The organism is Halostella salina (assembly GCF_003675855.1).
In the GTDB taxonomy this organism is placed as follows: domain Archaea; phylum Halobacteriota; class Halobacteria; order Halobacteriales; family Natronoarchaeaceae; genus Halostella; species Halostella salina.
This window is the reverse complement of the sequence record NZ_RCIH01000004.1, coordinates 251,980-269,247: the sequence shown is the minus strand read 5'-3', so window position 1 is coordinate 269,247 and position 17,268 is coordinate 251,980. Positions and strand designations below refer to the sequence as shown.

General features: G+C 69.9%; 24 protein-coding genes. 16 read left to right on the top strand and 8 right to left on the bottom strand.

Annotated features, from left to right (window positions below; translation table 11 throughout):
- Positions 1–62 precede the first annotated feature (62 nt).
- Complete coding sequence (locus tag D8896_RS09935; RefSeq protein WP_121821938.1) at positions 63–449, top strand: DUF2267 domain-containing protein; 387 nt, start codon at positions 63–65, stop codon at positions 447–449.
- 11 nt (positions 450–460) lie between these two features.
- Here the strand turns inward: D8896_RS09935 and D8896_RS09930 are convergent, their stop codons facing one another.
- Entirely contained in the window at positions 461–1,315 is an 855-nt protein-coding gene (locus D8896_RS09930) for a polymer-forming cytoskeletal protein (RefSeq protein WP_121821937.1), read from the bottom strand.
- A gap of 130 nt (positions 1,316–1,445) precedes the next feature.
- Here D8896_RS09930 and D8896_RS09925 point away from each other — a divergent pair, with 130 nt between their 5' ends.
- Positions 1,446–1,643: a DUF5800 family protein gene (locus D8896_RS09925; protein ID WP_121821936.1), complete on the top strand. Its 198-nt coding sequence runs from the start codon at positions 1,446–1,448 to the stop codon at positions 1,641–1,643.
- 47 nt (positions 1,644–1,690) lie between these two features.
- On the opposite strand, the gene D8896_RS09920 is transcribed toward D8896_RS09925, so the two are convergent.
- Together D8896_RS09920 and D8896_RS09915 are read right to left on the bottom strand one after the other, a co-directional pair.
- Positions 1,691–2,116, bottom strand: a complete 426-nt coding sequence (locus D8896_RS09920; RefSeq protein WP_162991525.1) for a hypothetical protein — start codon at positions 2,114–2,116, stop codon at positions 1,691–1,693.
- A 77-nt stretch (positions 2,117–2,193) separates the two neighbouring features.
- On the bottom strand, positions 2,194–2,718 hold the full coding sequence (locus tag D8896_RS09915) for a DUF7097 family protein (protein WP_121821934.1): 525 nt from the start codon (positions 2,716–2,718) through the stop codon (positions 2,194–2,196).
- 115 nt (positions 2,719–2,833) lie between these two features.
- On the opposite strand from D8896_RS09915, the gene D8896_RS09910 reads away from it, so the two are divergent.
- Together D8896_RS09910 and D8896_RS09905 are read left to right on the top strand one after the other, a co-directional pair.
- Complete coding sequence (locus tag D8896_RS09910; protein WP_121821933.1) at positions 2,834–3,187, top strand: DUF192 domain-containing protein; 354 nt, start codon at positions 2,834–2,836, stop codon at positions 3,185–3,187.
- A 78-nt stretch (positions 3,188–3,265) separates the two neighbouring features.
- Positions 3,266–4,810: a (R)-citramalate synthase gene (locus D8896_RS09905; RefSeq protein WP_121821932.1), complete on the top strand. Its 1,545-nt coding sequence runs from the start codon at positions 3,266–3,268 to the stop codon at positions 4,808–4,810.
- A 57-nt stretch (positions 4,811–4,867) separates the two neighbouring features.
- Here the strand turns inward: D8896_RS09905 and D8896_RS09900 are convergent, their stop codons facing one another.
- Positions 4,868–5,077: a hypothetical protein gene (locus tag D8896_RS09900; protein ID WP_121821931.1), complete on the bottom strand. Its 210-nt coding sequence runs from the start codon at positions 5,075–5,077 to the stop codon at positions 4,868–4,870.
- A gap of 125 nt (positions 5,078–5,202) precedes the next feature.
- On the opposite strand from D8896_RS09900, the gene dnaJ reads away from it, so the two are divergent.
- From dnaJ to D8896_RS09870, 6 genes are all read left to right on the top strand, one after another.
- Positions 5,203–6,375, top strand: coding sequence for a molecular chaperone DnaJ (gene dnaJ / locus D8896_RS09895; RefSeq protein ID WP_121821930.1), 1,173 nt, complete (start codon positions 5,203–5,205; stop codon positions 6,373–6,375).
- A 75-nt stretch (positions 6,376–6,450) separates the two neighbouring features.
- Positions 6,451–7,179, top strand: coding sequence for an acyl-CoA synthetase family protein (locus tag D8896_RS09890; RefSeq protein WP_121821929.1), 729 nt, complete (start codon positions 6,451–6,453; stop codon positions 7,177–7,179).
- A 60-nt stretch (positions 7,180–7,239) separates the two neighbouring features.
- Positions 7,240–7,779 (top strand): GNAT family N-acetyltransferase, encoded by a 540-nt coding sequence (locus tag D8896_RS09885; protein WP_121821928.1) that lies wholly within the window; start codon positions 7,240–7,242, stop codon positions 7,777–7,779.
- Positions 7,779–8,345: a GNAT family N-acetyltransferase gene (locus tag D8896_RS09880; protein ID WP_121821927.1), complete on the top strand. Its 567-nt coding sequence runs from the start codon at positions 7,779–7,781 to the stop codon at positions 8,343–8,345. Before D8896_RS09885 ends, D8896_RS09880 begins: the two co-directional genes overlap by 1 nt.
- The gene (locus D8896_RS09875; protein ID WP_121821926.1) at positions 8,345–8,911 is read left to right on the top strand and encodes a GNAT family N-acetyltransferase; all 567 of its coding nucleotides are present in this window, start codon (positions 8,345–8,347) and stop codon (positions 8,909–8,911) included. The genes D8896_RS09880 and D8896_RS09875 overlap by 1 nt, the downstream gene beginning before the upstream one ends.
- A complete protein-coding gene (locus D8896_RS09870; protein ID WP_121821925.1) occupies positions 8,911–9,474 on the top strand; it encodes a GNAT family N-acetyltransferase in 564 nt (187 codons plus the stop codon). Before D8896_RS09875 ends, D8896_RS09870 begins: the two co-directional genes overlap by 1 nt.
- A gap of 39 nt (positions 9,475–9,513) precedes the next feature.
- On the opposite strand, the gene D8896_RS09865 is transcribed toward D8896_RS09870, so the two are convergent.
- Positions 9,514–11,523, bottom strand: a complete 2,010-nt coding sequence (locus D8896_RS09865; RefSeq protein WP_121821924.1) for an AMP-binding protein — start codon at positions 11,521–11,523, stop codon at positions 9,514–9,516.
- A 93-nt stretch (positions 11,524–11,616) separates the two neighbouring features.
- Here D8896_RS09865 and D8896_RS09860 point away from each other — a divergent pair, with 93 nt between their 5' ends.
- The 3 genes from D8896_RS09860 to D8896_RS09850 all read left to right on the top strand — a co-directional run bounded on the left by D8896_RS09860 (position 11,617) and on the right by D8896_RS09850 (position 12,884).
- Entirely contained in the window at positions 11,617–12,195 is a 579-nt protein-coding gene (locus tag D8896_RS09860; protein WP_121821923.1) for a GNAT family N-acetyltransferase, read from the top strand.
- Between the two features lie 69 nt (positions 12,196–12,264).
- Positions 12,265–12,495: a hypothetical protein gene (locus tag D8896_RS09855; protein ID WP_121821922.1), complete on the top strand. Its 231-nt coding sequence runs from the start codon at positions 12,265–12,267 to the stop codon at positions 12,493–12,495.
- Positions 12,492–12,884 carry a PIN domain-containing protein gene (locus D8896_RS09850; RefSeq protein ID WP_121821921.1) on the top strand — a complete coding sequence of 131 codons (393 nt, stop codon included), beginning with the start codon at positions 12,492–12,494 and terminating at the stop codon, positions 12,882–12,884. Before D8896_RS09855 ends, D8896_RS09850 begins: the two co-directional genes overlap by 4 nt.
- Positions 12,885–12,902: 18 nt before the next feature.
- On the opposite strand, the gene D8896_RS09845 is transcribed toward D8896_RS09850, so the two are convergent.
- A complete protein-coding gene (locus tag D8896_RS09845) occupies positions 12,903–13,202 on the bottom strand; it encodes a hypothetical protein (RefSeq protein ID WP_162991524.1) in 300 nt (99 codons plus the stop codon).
- Positions 13,203–13,274: 72 nt separating this feature from the next.
- On the opposite strand from D8896_RS09845, the gene D8896_RS09840 reads away from it, so the two are divergent.
- The 3 genes from D8896_RS09840 to mce all read left to right on the top strand — a co-directional run bounded on the left by D8896_RS09840 (position 13,275) and on the right by mce (position 15,866).
- Positions 13,275–13,550 (top strand): hypothetical protein, encoded by a 276-nt coding sequence (locus tag D8896_RS09840; RefSeq protein WP_121821920.1) that lies wholly within the window; start codon positions 13,275–13,277, stop codon positions 13,548–13,550.
- Between the two features lie 79 nt (positions 13,551–13,629).
- Positions 13,630–15,315, top strand: coding sequence for an acyl-CoA mutase large subunit family protein (locus tag D8896_RS09835; RefSeq protein ID WP_121821919.1), 1,686 nt, complete (start codon positions 13,630–13,632; stop codon positions 15,313–15,315).
- A gap of 167 nt (positions 15,316–15,482) precedes the next feature.
- Positions 15,483–15,866 carry a methylmalonyl-CoA epimerase gene (gene mce, locus D8896_RS09830; RefSeq protein WP_121821918.1) on the top strand — a complete coding sequence of 128 codons (384 nt, stop codon included), beginning with the start codon at positions 15,483–15,485 and terminating at the stop codon, positions 15,864–15,866.
- Positions 15,867–15,935: 69 nt separating this feature from the next.
- On the opposite strand, the gene D8896_RS09825 is transcribed toward mce, so the two are convergent.
- A complete protein-coding gene (locus D8896_RS09825; RefSeq protein ID WP_121821917.1) occupies positions 15,936–16,490 on the bottom strand; it encodes an NUDIX hydrolase in 555 nt (184 codons plus the stop codon).
- 84 nt (positions 16,491–16,574) lie between these two features.
- Positions 16,575–17,198, bottom strand: coding sequence for a ferredoxin--NADP reductase (locus D8896_RS09820; RefSeq protein WP_121821916.1), 624 nt, complete (start codon positions 17,196–17,198; stop codon positions 16,575–16,577).
- Positions 17,199–17,268: the final 70 nt, after the last annotated feature.

Below are 17,268 nucleotides of genomic sequence, written 5' to 3'. Positions count from 1 at the left end.
CGGCCGAGAGGTTCCCCGCCCGCTTTTGTCCGCGTTCGTCGTGCGTCCGGTGGGGGAGACCAATGGATTACAGCGAGTTCATCGGCGCGGTCCAGCACCGGCTCGAACTCGGGCGACAGGGCGAGGCTGTCCGTGCCTGTCGGGCGGTTCTGACGACGCTCGGCGAACGCCTCCCCGAGGGCGAGGCGACGGACCTGGCGAGCCCGCTCCCGATGGAGATAGACTGGTACGTCGAGTCGGCCGACTCCGGCCAGCGGTTCGACTGGGACGAGTTCCTCGACCGGGTCGCGGAGCGCGCGAACGTCGACAGGTCGGACGCGAACTACTACGCGAAGGTCGTGGTGGCCGTCGCCGGCGAGAGCGTTCCGGGCGGGGAGCTGGCGGACGTGCGGGACAACCTCCCCGAGGAGTTCGACGGGCTGTTCGAACTCGTCAATTCGGAGTCGTAGGAACGCGCTCGCTACTCGACTTCGCGGCCGTCGGGCCGGAACATCCGGATCTCGCCGCTCGCCCGCATCGTCCCGTCGACGGCCGCGCCGTCGGCGAGTTCGAGCGAGCCACAGGAGACGTCGCCGAGCACCTCGGCGTCCGGCGCGAGTTCGACCTGCCCGTTGCGGGTCGTCACGTCGCCGTGGATCCGGGTGCCCTGCCCGACGTGGATGTCGCCGCGGGCGCGCAGGCTGCCGAACACGTTGTTGTCCTCGCCGACGGTTATCTCCTCGGCGCGGATGTTGCCGTGGATCCGGCAGCCGTCGCCGATCGTCGCGGGCGTGGAGACGCGCCAGGCGTCGTCGCTCACCGTCGCGGAGTTGGGGATCACCAGCGGCTCGTGTTCGGGGTCGCCGTCGTCGAACACCTCGCCGACCAGCTCCTGTGCGGCCTCGTCCTCGCCGATCCGGAGGAGCTGAGAGAGGTAGACGAAGAGGAAGACGATCGTCGGCATCGGGTTGCGGATGACGATCCAGCCGTTGGCCTCGAACCCCTCCTCTATCTCCACGTCGTCGCCGATGTCCAGGTCGCCGCTGACCATCAGCTGGCCGCCGACGTGGACGCGTTCGCCGAGGTAGGCGTCCTCGCCGACGAGCACGTTGCCGGCGGCGTCACACCACATGTCCAGCCGACAGTCGCCCTCGGCCTCGATGTCGCCGCCGAACTCGACGCCCTCGCCGGCGAGGACGTTGCGGCCCCGGACGCCGAACTCGACGGTACTGCGGCTCCCGACGACCACGTCGCCGTCGGTCACGAGGTCGTGCTCCTCGACGGTCGTCCCGTCCGGGACGGCGAGTTCGTCGAGGGGCGTCGTACTGAACGGCACGTGATACTATCGCCGTTGGGCGATAATAAACCCCTCGCGAGCGTCTGACGGGCGTCAGACGCCCGGCGCAGCGCCGCCGCAGCCACCCCGTCTCGCGGGGTTTTTATTCGACTGTGGCGTATCCGGCGGCATGACGACGCTCTCCTTCGACGAAACCGGCGTCGACGTGGTGTACGAGGGCACCGAGTTCCGCCTGGAGAAGGCGCTGATCGAGGAGGCCATCGACAAGGAGTACCACGAGACGACCGACCACGAGGTGCTGAAGATAGTCGAGAAGAACCCGGACCTGAACGGCGAACCGCGGCGGATCGACGACATCCTCCGATAGCGAACGGGCCGACCGCCGCGCAGGCCGGACGGCCACAGCGCGGCGGATCAGACCAGCCGTTCGCCCGCCAGCACGCGCCCGACGGCGTCGCCGACCACCCCGCCGACCGCGCCGCCGAACAGGTGAACTGGGAGGAAGGGACCGACGAACAGCAGTGGCACCACGACGACGTCGTAGGCGGGCGGCGGCACCAGGCCGACGAGCAGGTAGTACGTGAGGTGGTAGGCGGCGTACGCGAGGTAAACTGCCGCGAGCCCCCAGCCGCCGGCGCGAGCGCCGGCCGGGAGGCCGTAGTCCCAGCCGTCGCGGACGAGGTAGCCCGCGACGAGGCCCCCGAGCGGCCCGCCGAGCAGGAACAGGCTCCCCAGCCCCTCGGGATCCTCGAACGCCGCGATGCCGGTGGCCTCGTACAGCCATGCGCTGGCCGCCCGCGTCGAGAGGACGAACAGGCCGACGGTCACGGCGAACGCCACGAATCCACCGACGAAGACCGGACTGCGAACGCGCTCACGGAGCACGACGGCCGGGTTCAGCCGCCCGGCGCTTCAACCTACTGGTCGTACCGGTCGGCGGCCGACTCGAACCCCAGTTCTTCCTGCTCTCGGCTCCGCCGGCCCTCGGCGGCCGCGACCGCCTCGGGGTCGGGCGCGGCGTCGTCCGTGATCCGCGCCCACGAGTCGTGAACCTTCGCGTGGCACCAGCGACAGAGGTACACGGTGATCTCGTGGGAGAGCGTCTCGCCGGCGCTCGCGTAGGAGAGGTGGTGTTCCTCCAGCAGCGGCCGCTCGTCGGAGTGGGCCATTCGGCGCTCTTCGAGCCCGCAGCGGACGCACTCACGGTCGTGGTTGCGCGACCGGAACTGCGGGCAGTCGTCGCCCTCCCCGTCGCCGCCGTCGTCGGCCACGACCGGACAGCCGAACTCGTCCTCGCGGCGCTCGCGGGCGAACTCGCGGTCCTGCTCCGGGTGCTCGAACGCGAACCGGCAGCGGCCGTCGTCGGTGAGGTGGTCGCAGACCTCGACGTGCTCGTACGGGTCGTCGACGCCGACGGAGGTCCCGGAGGGCGTCTTCTCCATGGGCGTGGATCGGCGCGGACGGGCTTCAATCCCGCGCCTGCGGTGGGCGGGCTTCGACCCGGCGGCGGGCGAGCGGAGGGTAACCCATTTGCCGCCGCCGCGTCTCCACTCGGCCGTGCGACTGGTCCACGAACCCGCCGATGGGGGTGACGAGCGAACGCTCGCCAGCGACGTGGAGCGTGCCGACTCGTGGCTGGCCCGGGCGCGCGGCCTGATGTTCCGGCGCGAGGTGCCGGCGGACTACGCGCTGGTGTTCCCGTTCGGGGCGGCGAAGCGCCGCGGGATCCACACCGTCTTCGTCCGCGTCCCCATCGACGTGGTGTGGACCGACGGCGAAACCGTGACCCGGGTCGAGACGCTCGCGCCGTGGCGGAGCGTGGCGACCGCGAGGGCCGACACCGTGGTCGAGCTGGCGGCCGGCGGCGCGGACGGCGTCAGCGAGGGCGACACCGTCCGAGTGGTCGACTGAAGGCCGACAGCAATATCTGTCACAAAGGACGGTTTATACCGGCGTGGCTCGTAACGAGTAACTGGTTACTCATGACCGGTGGCCGATTTATTCGGGGTTCCTCCCGAATCAACTAATCTCACAGACGGTGCCGACGTACAGCTTCTCGACACGACGCTCCGGGACGGCGAACAGGCCCCGGGTATCTCGCTGACGCCCGAGGAGAAAGCGGAGATAGCCGCGGCGCTGGACCGGGCGGACGTCTCGACGATCGAGGCCGGGAGCGCCTGCACGGGCGAGGGGGAGCGCCGGACGATCCGGCGCGTGACGGACCTCGGTCTCGACGCACGGATCACCAGCTTCGCGCGGGGCGTCCGCAACGACATCGACTTGGCGATGGACTGCGGGGTCGACGGCGTGAACCTCGTCGTCCCCGCCAGCGACCGCCACGTCGAGACGAAGATAGACACCACCCGCGACGAGGTGGTCCGCGACGCGGTCGAACTCGTCGAGTACGCCACGGACCACGGCCTCTGGGTCGAGGTGATCGGCGAGGACGGCTCCCGGGCCGATCTCGACTTCCTCGAACGGCTCATGGAGGCAGTCCTCGACGCCGGCGCGGACCGGGTCTGCTTCGCGGACACGGTCGGCCACGCCGGACCGGAGCGCTGCGTCGAGGCGGTCTCCCGGCTGGCCGAACTCGGGCCGGTGAGCGCGCACACCCACGACGACCTCGGCCTCGGCGTGACGAACGCGCTGGCCAGCGTCGCCGCCGGGGCCGACCTCGTCCACGCGACGGTGAACGGACTGGGCGAGCGCGCCGGCAACGTCGCGCTGGAGGAGGTCGCCATCGCGCTGGACCACGCCTACGACGTGGAGACGCTCGACACGACGCGGCTCTACGAACTCGGGCAGACCGTCGCCCGGACGACGGGCGTCCAGACCGCGCCGAACAAGGCCGTCACCGGCGACAACGCCTTCACCCACGAGAGCGGCATCCACACCGACGGGACGCTCAAGGACGAGGCGATGTACGAGCCGTACCCGCCCGAAAAGGTGGGCCGCGAGCGCCGGATCGTGCTCGGCAAGCACACCGGGCGTGCCGGCGCGCGGGCCGCGCTCCAAGAACACGGCCTCGACGTGAGCGACGACGACCTCACGGAGGTCGTCGAGCGCGTGAAAGCGATCGCCGACCGCGGCAAGCGCGTCACGGACGCCGACCTGCTCGCCATCGCCGAGGAGGTCACGGGCCGTGACCGCGAGCGCCGGGTCGAACTGCTGGACCTCACGGCGGCCAGCGGCGGCGGCACGCCGACTGCGAGCGTCCGCCTCGAAGTCGACGGCGAGGAGCGCGTCGCCAGCGGCACCGGCTCCGGGCCGGTCGACGCCGCCGTCACCGCGATGCGCGAGGCGCTTGGCGCGGCGGCCGACGCCACGCTGGAGTCGTACCACGTCGACGCGATCACCGGCGGCACGGACGCCGTCGTCACCGTTGAGGTGGAGATGACCCGCGGCGACCACAGCGTCGCCGTTGCGGCCAGCGACGCCGACATCACGAGCGCCAGCGTGCAGGCGATGGTCGACGCGGTCGACCGCCTGCTCACCGTCCACGGCGAGGAGCGGCCGGCACCGGCCGACGACTGAGCGACCGTCACCGACCGGCGACTGAGCCGGCCGGGCAGCCCGGGGAGGACCCCGGATTCAGCCGGCTCGTTCTCGCAACGTGCGGACGCCTCTGCGGCCGATCTGCACCGCGCCGAGCGCGGTGAAGACGACCGCTCCTGCGACGACGCCCTCGAAGACGCCCGGGAGTGTCGGGAACGGCGTGAACCGCCCGGCGACGTGGAGGACGACGGCGACGAGCCACAGGACGTACAGGGACACGGCGGCGCGGCGGAGGCGGACGCGCATACGTGGCTCGTCGGGGCGGCGGGAGTAAGGCCTGTCGCTCCGAACGGTGCCGGACCGGGGCCACGTCGGAGGCGCGCCCGAGCCAAGCTTTTCAAGTAGTTCAACCCAGTACTGTGGCATAACTGATGAGCGAGGATTTCTACGACGTTCTCGGCGTGAGTTCGGACGCGTCCGAGGAGGAGATACAGCGGGCCTACCGGGAGATGGCGAGCAAGTACCACCCGGACGTGAGCGACGACCCCGACGCCGAGGAGAAGTTCAAGAAGGCGAAGAAGGCAAAGGAAGTGCTCACCGACGAGGAGAAGCGGCAGGCGTACGACCGCATGGGCCACGAGCGGTTCGAGCAGGCCGAGAAACGCGGCGGGTTCGACGGCGGCCGCGGCGGAGCCGGCGGCGCTGGCGGCGACCCGTTCGGCGGCGGCGGGCCGTTCGGCGGGGGCGGCGGTGCCGGCGGGATGGGCGACATCTTCGAGCAGTTCTTCGGCGGCGGGGGCGGCGGCGGTGGCCGCAACCGCGCCCGGCAGGGGTCGGACCTGCGGACGCGTCTCCGGATCGACCTGGCGGAAGCGTACGAGGGTGCGGAGAAAAGCGTCACCGTGCGCCGCCCGGAACGGTGTGACACCTGCGACGGCTCGGGCCACCCGCCCGGGACCGACGCCCGGACGTGTCCGGAGTGTGACGGCCGCGGGCAGACCACGCAGGTCCAGCAGACGCCGCTCGGCCGGGTCCAGCAGACCGGCACCTGTCGTCGCTGCGGCGGCGAGGGCGAACTGTACGAGGAGACCTGCAGCGACTGCGGCGGCGAGGGGCAGGTCCGTCGCGAGGCAACGCTCTCCGTCGAGATCCCGGCGGGGATCCAGGACGGCCAGACGCTCCGGATGGAGGGCGAGGGCGCGCCCGGCGAGAACGGCGGCCCCAAGGGCGACCTGCTCATCGAGGTGTCGATCACGGACCACCCCGAGTTCGAGCGCGACGGCGACGACCTGCACCACCGGCACGCGATCAGCTTCCCGCAGGCGACGTTCGGCGACACCGTCGAGGTGCCGACGATGGACGGGTCGGTCGAACTCGACGTGCCGGCCGGCACGCAGAGCGGCGAGACGTTCCGCCTGCAGGGGAAGGGGATGCCCCGCCTCCGCCGACGCGGCCACGGCGACCTCCACGTCACGGTGCAGGTCGTCACCCCCGACGACCTGAACGAGGAGCAGCGCGAGGCGCTGGAGGCCTTTGCCGAGGCCGGCGGCGAGGAGATCGAGGTCGAGCAGGGGTTCTTCGAGAAGATCAAGAGTTCGCTGTAGGACGACCGGCGGCCCGCGGGAGCCGGCCGTCGTCGACCCGGCGGGCTTTTTCCCTGCCGGCCCCAAGCCGCGACCATGGAGACGGTAGACGACCTCGTCGCCCGCGACCGGCGGAGCGAGGCGACGGCGCTGTCGGTCGCAGGGGGAGCGACCTACGACTACCACCGCTTTCTGACGACGGCCTGGAAGACGGGCAACTTCCTGCGACACCACGGCGTCCGGGAGGGCGCGACGGTCGCCGCCGCCGACGACCGGGCCTCCCAGCCGCTGTTGACGTTCCTCGGGACGGCGATGCTCGGCGGGGTGACGCGCTTCGTCGACCCGGCCGAGTCGCACGACGACGCACAGGCGGTGGTGTATCCGGCGACGGACGCCGACGCCGCCGAGGTCCCGCCCGGAACGAACCGCATCGGCTACGGCGACGAACCCGACGATCCGGCGGTCGCCCACTTCGGCCGGGACGTGTGGAGCGAGAACCCCTCGTTCCCGCCGGTCGAGCGCGACCCGGACTCGCCCGTGCTGGCGGCCGACGGAGCGACGTACTCCCATCGCGACCTACTGTCGGCGGCGGAAGCAGTTGTCGAGGACCACGACCTCAATGCCGAGGACCGCGTCGCGCTCCGCACGCCGCTGGCGCACCCCGGCACCGTCGTCGCGGGCGTCGTCGCGCCGCTGCTCGCGGGTGCGGCGATCGTGTTGCCCGACGCGGACAGCCCGGACGCGGACGCGGCGGGCACAGTCGCGGTGACGGCCGGGGACGCCCCCGAGCCGCGGCGGATCGACCCGGACGACGCCGCGCCGTAGCGTGCGAATGCGTATCAGTCCCGCGGAAGGAATTTAGGCCCCCTTTTCGATCTGGGTGACATGCCCGGAGCAGTGTTTCGCCGCGGCGACCGTGTCACCCTCCGCACGGTCGAACACGAGGACGCCGAGTTCGTCCAGCGCGGCCACAACCACCCGGAAGTCGGCGTATCGCTGGGGCTGGACCGCCCCGAGAACGAGGCCGAGGCGGAGGCCCACATCGAGGGCAGCGAGGACGACCCGCTGAACGTCAGCCTGCTGGTCTGCTTGGAGGACGGCGACGACCCGACGCCGATCGGGAAGGTGTCGCTGATGGACCTCCACCACACGCGGCCGGAGATCTCCTACTGGATCCTGCCGGAGTACCACGGCGAGGGGTACGGCACCGAGGCCGTCGGCGTCCTCGTCGACTACGCGTTCGAGTCCCACGAGATCCACGGCCTGCAGGCACAGGCGTTCGCGCCGAACGAGGGGTCGGTCGGCGTGCTGGAGAACCTCGGGTTCAGCCACGAGGGGACGCTTCGGGACGCGCGCTTCCGCGACGGCGAGTACGTCGACGTGGTGTGGTACGGGCTGCTCCGGGAGGAGTGGGAGGGTCGCTGATGCCCGGTCCCATCGTCGAGACCGGCGACGACCTCGTCCTGCGGACCGTCGAACGCGACGACGCCGATTTCGTCCAGCGCCTGTACACCGACCCGTGGGCGCGGACCGGCTTCCACGAGCACGGCCACAAGAACTGCGCGGAGGTCGAGGACGTGCTAGAGGACGAGTTCGAGGAGCGCGACACGGCGGCGTACCTCGCCTGTGTGGACGAACCGGACGCCCCCTGGGACCACCCCGACGAGGACGAGGCGACGCCGGTCGGCCTGGTCGTCGCCACCCACGTCGACCGCGACCGCCCCGGATTCGTCCACTGGGTCGCCCCCGAGTTCCGCGGCGAGGGGCACGGCGTCGAGGCGCTCGAACTCGCCGTCGACACCGTGTTCCGGACGTACGACCCGAACAGCGTCGGGACGGAAGTCGTCGCGGGCGACGAACGGCGGCACGAGCGCGTCGAGGCGGTCGGCTTCGTCGACGAGGGGCGCAACCGCGAGGTGACCTTCGTCGAGGGCGCGTACCGTGACGTGACGCAGTACGGTATCCTCCACGAGGAGTGGGAGGGTCGCTGATGCCCGGGCCAGTCCTCAGGTCCGGCGACCGCCTCGTCCTGCGGACCGTCGAGCGCGACGACGCCGCGACGATCCAGCGGTCGAACACGGATCCCCGGATCCGGTTCCCGTACGGCGCGATGTACCCGAGCAGCCGGGCGGAGCAGGAGGAGGGGATGGAGGAGTGGCTGGAGACCGACGCCGTCGCCGCGTACCTCGCCTGCGTCGACGACCCGGACGCGCCGCCGGGCCAGCCCGACGAGGACGACACGACCGTCGTCGGCGCGACGACCGCGCGACACCTCGACGGCGACCGACCGTGGCTGGCGTACTGGCTCCTGCCCGAACACCAGGGCCAGGGGTACGGGACGGAGATGGTTCGGCTCGCCGTCGACGAGCTGTTCGCCTCGTACCCGATCCACGGGATCAGCGCGGGGGCGTACGACTTCAACGAGGCCTCGCGCGCCCTGCTGGAGTCGCTCGGCTTCACCGAGGAAGCGCGCCAGCGGGAGTCGCGCTACGTCGACGGCGCGTACCGCGACGAGATCCAGTACGGCCTGCTGCGCCGCGAGTGGGAGGACGGCTGATGCCCGGCCCCGTCGTCGCCGCCGGCGAGCGCGTCGTCCTCCGCAGCGTGGAGCGCGACGACGCCGAGTTCCTCCAGACGGCCGCGACGGACCCCCGTGTCCGGCACTCACTCGGGATGAAAGTCCACCAGACCGGGGCCGAAACGGCGGAACGTATCGAGGACGACACCGAGAGCGAGGGGACGCTGGGCTTCCTCGTCTGTCTGGACGAGTCGGACGCGCCCGCCGGCTACCCCGACGGTGACGAGACGACGCCCGTCGGATCGGTTCACGCCCGAAATCTCGACGGGGAGCACGCGTGGCTCGGCTACTGGCTCGCTCCCGAACACCACGGCGAAGGGTACGGCAGCGAGGCCGTCGAACTGGTCGTCGACGAGATATTCCGGTCGCATCCCGTCCACGGCGTCAGCGCGGGCGCGTTCGGCCACAACGAGGCATCACAGGCCCTGCTGGAGTCGCTCGGCTTCACGCGGGAGGCGCGCCTGCGGAACGCGTGGTACGTCGACGGCGCGTACCGCGACGGCGTCCAGTTCAGCGTCCTGCGGCGCGAGTGGGAGTCGTAGCGTGGCGCGTTCGCGGTGGAAATCAGAGCGTCGACGCCCCTACCGCGCGTCGGCGATCCGGTCCAGCGCGTCGGGGTTCTCGATGCTGCTCATGTCGCCCAGGTCCTCGCCGGTGTACGTCGCCTCGATGGCCCGGCGGATGATCTTCCCGGACTGGGTCTTGGGGAACTCGTCGACGAACAGCACCTCGCGCGGGCGGAACGGCTTGCCCAGTTCCGCGCCGACCTGTGCGCGCAGTTCCTCGCGCAGGTCGTCGGTCTCGTCGACGCCGTCCTCGGTGATGACGTAGGCGACGACCGCAGTGCCCGTGGTGTCGTCGGGCGCGCCGACGGCGGCCGCCTGGTTCACCGCGTCGTGGTCGATGAGCGCGCCCTCGACCTCCGCGGGACCGACCTTCCGCCCGGCGACGTTCAGCGCGTCGTCGGCGCGACCGTGCAGGAACCAGAAGCCGTCCGCGTCCTGCTGTGCCCAGTCGCCGTGGTCCCAGAGGTCGTCCCAGTTCGACCAGTACTCGTCGAGGTAGCGCTCGTCGCCCTCCCACAGCGACTTCGTCATGCTGGGACAGGAGTCCCGCGCGACGAGGAAGCCCCGTTCGTTGTCGTCGGCGACCGACTCGCCGGCGCTGTTCACGATGTCGATGTCCATCCCGAGCCCGGGACCGCCGAGCGTGCAGGGCTTGAGCGGCTGGGTCGGCATCGGCATGAGGAAACAGCCACAGATCTCCGTCCCGCCGGAGATGTTGACGATCGGCGCGTCGCCGCCGCCGACCGTCTCGTGGAACCACTTCCAGGACTCGGGGTCCCACGGCTCGCCGGTCGACCCGAGGATGCGAAGGCTCGACAGGTCGTGGTTCTCGACCCACTCGTCGCCGCGCTTGCGGAGCGAGCGGATCGCCGTCGGCGAAATGCCGAACACCGACAGGTCGTGGCGGTCGATCATCTCCCAGAAGCGGTCCGGCTCGGGGTGGTCCGGCGCGCCCTCGTACATGAACACGGTGCCGCCGAAGTGATGGTTGCCGATCAGCGTCCACGGCCCCATCATCCAGCCGATGTCGCTGACCCAGAAGAAGCGGTCGTGGTCCTTGTGGTCGAAGCCGAAGTAGATCTCCTTGGCGCACTGCGTGAGCACGCCCGCGTGGGTGTGGACGATCCCCTTCGGGCGGCCGGTCGTCCCCGAGGAGTACAGCAGCATCGACTCCTGGTCGGCGGGGAGCTCCTTCGTCTCGTACGCGTCGTCCGCGGTCGCGACGGCGTCGGCCCACCACTCGTCGCGGTCATCGTCCCACGGGATCGACGCGTCGGCGTCCGGATCGCTCGCCCCGAGGCGGTCGTAGACGATCGTGTGCTCGACGTGGCCGGCCTCGGCGACCGCCTCGTCGGCGGTCCCCTTCAGGAACACCTCGTCGCCGCGGCGGTAGAAGCCGTCGCCGGTGAACAGCACCGACGGCTCGCTGTCCTCAATGCGTGTCGCCGTCGCGTCGACGCCGAACCCGGAGAAGATCGGGACCGCGATCGCGCCGACCTTGAAACAGCCGTAGAGGATGCTGACGACCTCGGGCACCATCGGCATGTACAGCCCCACGGTGTCGCCGGTGCCGACGCCGCGCGCTTCGAGGGCGTTCGCCACCTTGTTCGACTGCCGGTGGAGTTCGTGGTAGGTGACCTCCCGCACGTCGCCGGGTTCGCCCTCCCAGATGCAGGCGACGCTGTTGCGCGTCCCGCTGTCGATGGCGGCGTGGCGGTCGAGCGTGTTGTGCGCGATGTTCGTCGTCCCGCCGGGGTACCAGTCGGTGAACTGCGGCCCCTCGGAGTCGTCACGAACGGTATCGTACGGCTCGAAAAAGTCCACGTCGAGGTAGTCGACGATCTCGTCCCAGAACCAGTCGACGCCCGAGGCCTCGACACCCTCGACCTCGGTCGTCGTGCGCCGGATCAACTCGTCGTAGTCGTCGATGCCGTGCTCGCGCATGAACTGCGTGACGTTCGCTGACTCGACGAACTCCTCGCTCGGCGTGTGGACGACCTCGTCCACGTCGGCAAGTGATTCCATGGGCACGTTGGCAAGTCTTGCAGGATCAACCAAGAACGTTCCGAGGTCGGAGCACTGCACACGCTTTTTACCGCGGGGATCCAAGCCGTGCTCATGTACGTCCGGGATGCGAAAAACAGGGAGGAGGTGTGGTTGCTCGACCACCTGGAGGCGATGGGGCTGGACGAGACGGCGTTCCGGTCCCGCGACTACGTGATCGCCCTGGACGAGGAGAGCGGCACGAAGGCCGGCTTCGGCCGGATCCGGATCCACAAGACCGAGGGGGACGACGACGTCTGCGAACTCACCAGCATCGGCGTGCTGGACGGCTGGCGGGACCAGGGCGTCGGGGCCCACGTCGTCGAGCGCCTCGTCGAACACGCCCGCGACGAGGGGTTCTCGTTCGTGTACGCGCTGGTCGACGAGCCGTCCTACCTCGCGCAGTTCGGCTTCGAGCGCATCGGGGAGGGGGAGCTACCGGACGCGCTCCACGCACGCATGGAGGGGAAGCGCGAGGGACGACCGGATACGGTCCCCATGCTGCTGTCCGTCTCGGAGTTCGTGATGCCCGACCGCCTCCGCCAGCGGTTCAAGGGCGCGGCCCCCGACGAGGACGAGGACCCAGAGGAGTCGGCGGAGGACTTCGGCATCGACCCGGACAGCGCGTCGTACAAGTACGACACCGGAGAATGAGGAGGGAGGCGCTCATCGCGGGCTCCAGCCGGACATTCATATAGCCGTGGATCCGAGTATACGACAGGGATGAGCAAATCAGTGCGGGTCTCCGAGGAGTTCCACGAGTTCATCCGAGCACACAAGCGCGACGACGAGACCATGGAGGAGACGCTGCGACGGCTCATCGGCGGTCCGCATCCGGACGAGGTCGCGGGTATCCTGTCGTCCGACACCGCCGAAACGATGCGTGAGCGGCTGGAGGCGAAGCGGTCGACATCGTCGGACGGAAAACGCGAACTCCGGGAGCGATTCGAGTGATCCTCGATACGTCGTTTCTCATCGACCTCTTCGACGGGGAGCCGGGGGCGTTCGAGAAGGGGAACGAACTCGTGGACGGGGGAACTGTACAGCGGATCCCGTCGCCCGTCGTTTCGGAGCTTTCGTACGGCGTGGCGTTCGGAACCGACGACGAGCGCCGTCAGGTCAGAAACGCGCTCCGAATGTATCCGGTCGTCGAGCAGGACGCATCGCTGGCACGCAGAGCGGGCGAGTTGCTTGCACAGGCGGATATGGAGGCCGACGGCGAAAGCGGGATCGACAAGGTAGATCCGATGGTCGCCGCCGTCGCGGACGCGTACGGGGAACCGGTCCTCACCGCGAACGTCGAAGACTTCCGGTCACTCGGCGTGGATGTCGAACCGTACTGAGACACCCCGTCGGTCACGCTACTCCCAGGCGCTCTCGTGGTCGTACTCGCCGTCGACCGCGTCGTCGCGCTCGTGGACGAACCCGCCCTTGAACGCGACCCAGCCGATGACGCTGATAAAGAGGATCGGCGGGAGGATCGCAAAGCCCCACAGCGGGTTGACGCCCCAGGTGAGGATGAGCAACAGGTTCCCGACCCCGAGCACCACGAACGGGGCGATGTACAGCGCCGCGCGCTTGCGGTTCCCGTCGCCGCCGTCGTCCGGGATCGGCGAGTCGTCGGTGGCGGCCGAGTCCTCGTCGGGGATCGGCGTCGACATACCCGACAGTGAGGCCCCCACAAGCAAAAACTGACCGGTGGACGTTTGCCCGGTCTCCACGTAGGGGGACACATGGACGACACCGAGCGGGTGTGGCTGGTCGAACGGACGTACTCCGACGACGAGCAGAACATCATCATCCTCGTGTACGCGACGCCGGACGGGAAGCGCTACCTCCGGAAGGAGCGCGCGCTGACGAGTTTCGACGGCACGGGCCCGGAGACGCTGGCCGCGCTCGACGTGGAGTCCGAGCGACTCGGCGTCGTCGACGACCCGGAGACCGAGACCCGCTACGCCGCGGAGGCCGACCGGATGGCGGCCACGCACGACCCCGACGACGCCGTGTGACCGTCGGCGCACTGGTCGAGGCCGTGCCCCCGGCGCGTTCCGTCAACGATTAAGTCCCCGGGAATCCTCGTTTTAAATAATGTTCGACCCGGACGACCTCGAATCGATCCGCGAGGCGAAAGCCGAGTGGGAGGCCGAAGACGTCGAGCCGACAGTCGATCGGTTCGGGGAGCGCAAGGCGGAGTTCACGACCGACACCGGCGGTCGAACCGTCGAGCGACTGTACACCCCCGCCGACGTGGCCGACATGGACTACGAGGAGGATCTCGGCTTCCCCGGTCGGGAGCCGTACACCCGCGGCGTCTACTCGACGGGCTACCGCGGCCGCCTGTGGACGATGCGCCAGTACGCCGGCTTCGGCACGCCCGAGGAGACCAACGAGCGGTTCCACTACCTGCTGGACGAGGGGCAGACGGGCCTGTCGATGGCGTTCGACCTGCCGACGCAGATGGGGTACGACTCCGACGACGCGATGGCCGCCGGCGAGGTCGGCAAGTCCGGCGTCGCCATCGACACGCTGGACGACATGGAGACGGTGTTCGACGGCATCCCGCTGGACGAGGTGTCGACCTCGATGACGATCAACGCGCCCGCCGCCGTGCTGCTGGCGATGTACATCGCCGTCGGCGACGAGCAGGGCGTCGACCGCGCGGAGCTGCGCGGCACCATCCAGAACGACCTGCTGAAGGAGTACGTCGCGCGCAACACCTACATCTACCCGCCCGAGCCGTCGATGCGGATCATCACGGACATCTTCGAGTACTGCGCGGCGGAGACGCCGAAGTTCAACACCATCTCCATCTCGGGCTACCACATCCGCGAGGCGGGCGCGACCGCCGCCCAGGAACTCGCCTTCACGCTCGGCAACGGCATCGAGTACGTGCAGGCGGCCGTCGACACCGGGCTGGACGTCGACGACTTCGCCCCCCAGCTCTCCTTTTTCTTCAACGCGCACAACGACATCTTCGAGGAGGTGGCGAAGTTCCGCGCCGCCCGGCGGATGTGGGCGAAAATCATGGACGAGCGGTTCGGCGCGGAGGACCCGAAATCGAAACAGCTCAAGTTCCACACCCAGACCGCCGGGTCGACGCTCACCGCCCAGCAGATCGAGAACAACGTCGTCCGGGTCGGCTACCAGGCGCTCGCCGCCGTGCTCGGCGGGACCCAGAGCCTCCACACCAACGGGAAAGACGAGGCGCTGGCGCTCCCGACCGAGGAGAGCGTGCGCACCGCCCTGCGAACCCAGCAGATCCTCGCCCACGAGTCCGGCGCGGCCGACACCATCGACCCGCTGGCCGGGAGCTACTACGTCGAGAGCCTCACCGACGAACTCGAGGCCGAGGCGTTCGACATCCTCGACACGGTCGACGAGAAAGGCGGGATGCTCCGGGCGGTCGAGGAGCAGTGGGTCCAGCGCCAGATCCAGGACACCGCCTTCGAGCGCCAGCAGGAGATCGAGGACGGCGACCGGATCATCGTCGGCGTCAACGAGTTCGAGACCGACGAGGAGCCGGAGATGGACATCCAGGAAGTGACTGAGGAGGACGAGCGCCGGCAGATCGATCGGCTGGAGTCTGTCAAGGCCGACCGCGACGACGAGGCAGTCGAGGCCGCGCTGGCCGCGCTCCGCGAGGCCGCCGAAGGCGACGAGAACGTGATGCCGTACATCGTCGACGCGGTGAAGGCGTACGCGACGGTCGGCGAGGTCTGTGACGTGCTCCGCGACACGTTCGGGGAGTACCACCCCGGGAGCGCGCTGGGCTGACGCCGGACCGAACGGCCCCACGTTTTTATCGGAAGCCGCGGCCAGCGCCGCCGTGCCCTGACCGCGGGCGCGCGGCGGCCGAGGCGGGTGCGCGACGCACCGCCGTGCGTGCGACGACGCGTCGCCTGTTCGCATCTTCTTAGTGATCGGTCCGCGTTGGTCCGCCCATGCAGTTCGACCACGCCGGGATCGCCACCGACGACGCCGACGCGCTCGCCGACCTGTACGCCGACCTGTTCGACGCGCCGGTCGCCCACGAGGAGCGACTCGACGACCTGCGAGTCGTCTTCCTCGACCTGGGCAACGGCTACTTCGAACTCCTCGAACCGACCGGCGACGGGACCGTTGCCAGCTACCTCGACCGAAACGGGCCGGGCATCCACCACGTCGCACTGGCCACCGACGACATCGCGACCGCGCTCGACGCCGCCCAGAACCATGGCGTCGACCTCGTCGACGAGCAACCGCGCCCGGGCGCGTGGGGCCACGAGGTCGCCTTCCTCCACCCCAAGTCGACGGGCGGGGCGCTGGTCGAGTTCGTCGAGCACTGAGCGTCGCCCGCCGAACTGACGGCCGTGCGGCTAGTTGGGAGACTGTACGACCGGGTCATCGACGTCCCGTCAGCGAGAAGCCGTCTCCGTAGCGGTCGCCCACGATTCGACGCGGGACTGGACGCTCGGGTGGACCGCGTCGGGCGGCGCGGACCACCACTTCGCGTCCGTCACGGTGTCGCCGTCGGCGGAGGGATCCCCCGACTCGTGGTACGCGTCGAACAGCGTCCAGAGGGTGTGCAGCGCCCGGTCGTCGCCGTCCGCGGGCACGACCTGCCGACGGCGAACCCGACGGAGGTCACGGACGGAACAGCGAACGTCGGCGGCCTCGTCGACCGCGCGGACGGCTGCCGTCTCCAGCGTCTCGTCGTCGTCGGTCATCGTTCCCGGAACGCCCCACAGGTCACCGGTCTCCCGGGTCCGGACGAGAAGCAGGCGGTTGCCGTCGAACACACAGGCGCTGGCGCTCCCGATCCGGTTCGCCCGGGCCCGTTCCCGGGCGTGTTCGTACTCCGCCCGCGGCAGTTCGACGGTGTCGCCCGACAGGCTGAACCCCTGGTACTCCTCCCGAAGCCTGGAGACGCGCTCGTTGACCGCCCGCCGCGTCTCCTCCGTCAGAGACATGTAGAATTTCCAATGGCCGTTCGGCACTTAGTTCCCGGCGTTCTTTCACCACGTCGCATTCCGGTGGTTTCGGGGGAAAAACGGTCAGCCGAAGTTCTCGACCTTCGCGTCGTCCGGGTCGCCGCCCGCCGCCTCGACCGCCGCCAGCGCGTCGTCGACGAACTCGCGGAAGCCGAACACGTACACCTGCCCGTTCCCCGTCGCCTCGGCGACGCCGGCGGCCAGGTCGTCGGTCGTGAGAACGACCGTCGCGCCGCCGGCGGACAGCGCCGCGAGGCGGTCCTCGTGTGCCGGCGCTTCGTCGCGGTACACGACCGCGACCTCGTGGCCGTCGGCCAGCGCGCGCTCGGCCATGCCGACCGCGGGACCGACGCCCGGGCCGCCGGCGAGCAGGACCACGTCGGTGTCCTCGTAGAACACGGTCCCGAACGGTCCCTCGACCGTCACCGTCTCGCCGGGCGACAGGTCGGCGAGCCAGGGGCTGAGGTCGCCGTCCGGGTCGACACCGACCGTGATCTCGAACGTCTCGTCCACGTCGGGCGAGGAGAGCGTGTAGTGACGGGAGACCTCTTCGCCGTCGACGGTCGCCCGGAGAAGGACGAACTGCCCGGGCCTGGCGTCGAACTCGTCCGGCGTCTCCAGTCGCAGTGCGACCGTGTCGGGACCGACGGAGCGAACGTCGCGGACCGACACCTGAGTTGCGTCCATAGGCTCCGGTAACGCCGGCCGGGACAAATGCCTTCCTTTCGGGCCTGGTCCCGGCGTTCGGGGGGTCAGT

What these genes read in the sequence shown, in the direction of transcription:
- D8896_RS09870 (WP_121821925.1), top strand. Translation starts at nt 8,911, where the DNA reads ATGCCCGGCCCCGTCGTCGCCGCCGGCGAGCGCGTCGTCCTCCGCAGC.
- D8896_RS09820 (WP_121821916.1), bottom strand. Translation starts at nt 17,198, where the DNA reads ATGGACGCAACTCAGGTGTCGGTCCGCGACGTTCGCTCCGTCGGTCCC.
- D8896_RS09925 (WP_121821936.1), top strand. Translation starts at nt 1,446, where the DNA reads ATGACGACGCTCTCCTTCGACGAAACCGGCGTCGACGTGGTGTACGAG.
- D8896_RS09860 (WP_121821923.1), top strand. Translation starts at nt 11,617, where the DNA reads ATGTACGTCCGGGATGCGAAAAACAGGGAGGAGGTGTGGTTGCTCGAC.
- D8896_RS09840 (WP_121821920.1), top strand. Translation starts at nt 13,275, where the DNA reads ATGGACGACACCGAGCGGGTGTGGCTGGTCGAACGGACGTACTCCGAC.
- D8896_RS09880 (WP_121821927.1), top strand. Translation starts at nt 7,779, where the DNA reads ATGCCCGGTCCCATCGTCGAGACCGGCGACGACCTCGTCCTGCGGACC.
- D8896_RS09935 (WP_121821938.1), top strand. Translation starts at nt 63, where the DNA reads ATGGATTACAGCGAGTTCATCGGCGCGGTCCAGCACCGGCTCGAACTC.
- D8896_RS09835 (WP_121821919.1), top strand. Translation starts at nt 13,630, where the DNA reads ATGTTCGACCCGGACGACCTCGAATCGATCCGCGAGGCGAAAGCCGAG.
- D8896_RS09865 (WP_121821924.1), bottom strand. Translation starts at nt 11,523, where the DNA reads ATGGAATCACTTGCCGACGTGGACGAGGTCGTCCACACGCCGAGCGAG.
- D8896_RS09825 (WP_121821917.1), bottom strand. Translation starts at nt 16,490, where the DNA reads ATGTCTCTGACGGAGGAGACGCGGCGGGCGGTCAACGAGCGCGTCTCC.
- D8896_RS09890 (WP_121821929.1), top strand. Translation starts at nt 6,451, where the DNA reads ATGGAGACGGTAGACGACCTCGTCGCCCGCGACCGGCGGAGCGAGGCG.
- mce (WP_121821918.1), top strand. Translation starts at nt 15,483, where the DNA reads ATGCAGTTCGACCACGCCGGGATCGCCACCGACGACGCCGACGCGCTC.
- D8896_RS09885 (WP_121821928.1), top strand. Translation starts at nt 7,240, where the DNA reads ATGCCCGGAGCAGTGTTTCGCCGCGGCGACCGTGTCACCCTCCGCACG.
- dnaJ (WP_121821930.1), top strand. Translation starts at nt 5,203, where the DNA reads ATGAGCGAGGATTTCTACGACGTTCTCGGCGTGAGTTCGGACGCGTCC.
- D8896_RS09915 (WP_121821934.1), bottom strand. Translation starts at nt 2,718, where the DNA reads ATGGAGAAGACGCCCTCCGGGACCTCCGTCGGCGTCGACGACCCGTAC.
- D8896_RS09875 (WP_121821926.1), top strand. Translation starts at nt 8,345, where the DNA reads ATGCCCGGGCCAGTCCTCAGGTCCGGCGACCGCCTCGTCCTGCGGACC.
- D8896_RS09845 (WP_162991524.1), bottom strand. Translation starts at nt 13,202, where the DNA reads ATGTCGACGCCGATCCCCGACGAGGACTCGGCCGCCACCGACGACTCG.
- D8896_RS09900 (WP_121821931.1), bottom strand. Translation starts at nt 5,077, where the DNA reads ATGCGCGTCCGCCTCCGCCGCGCCGCCGTGTCCCTGTACGTCCTGTGG.
- D8896_RS09855 (WP_121821922.1), top strand. Translation starts at nt 12,265, where the DNA reads ATGAGCAAATCAGTGCGGGTCTCCGAGGAGTTCCACGAGTTCATCCGA.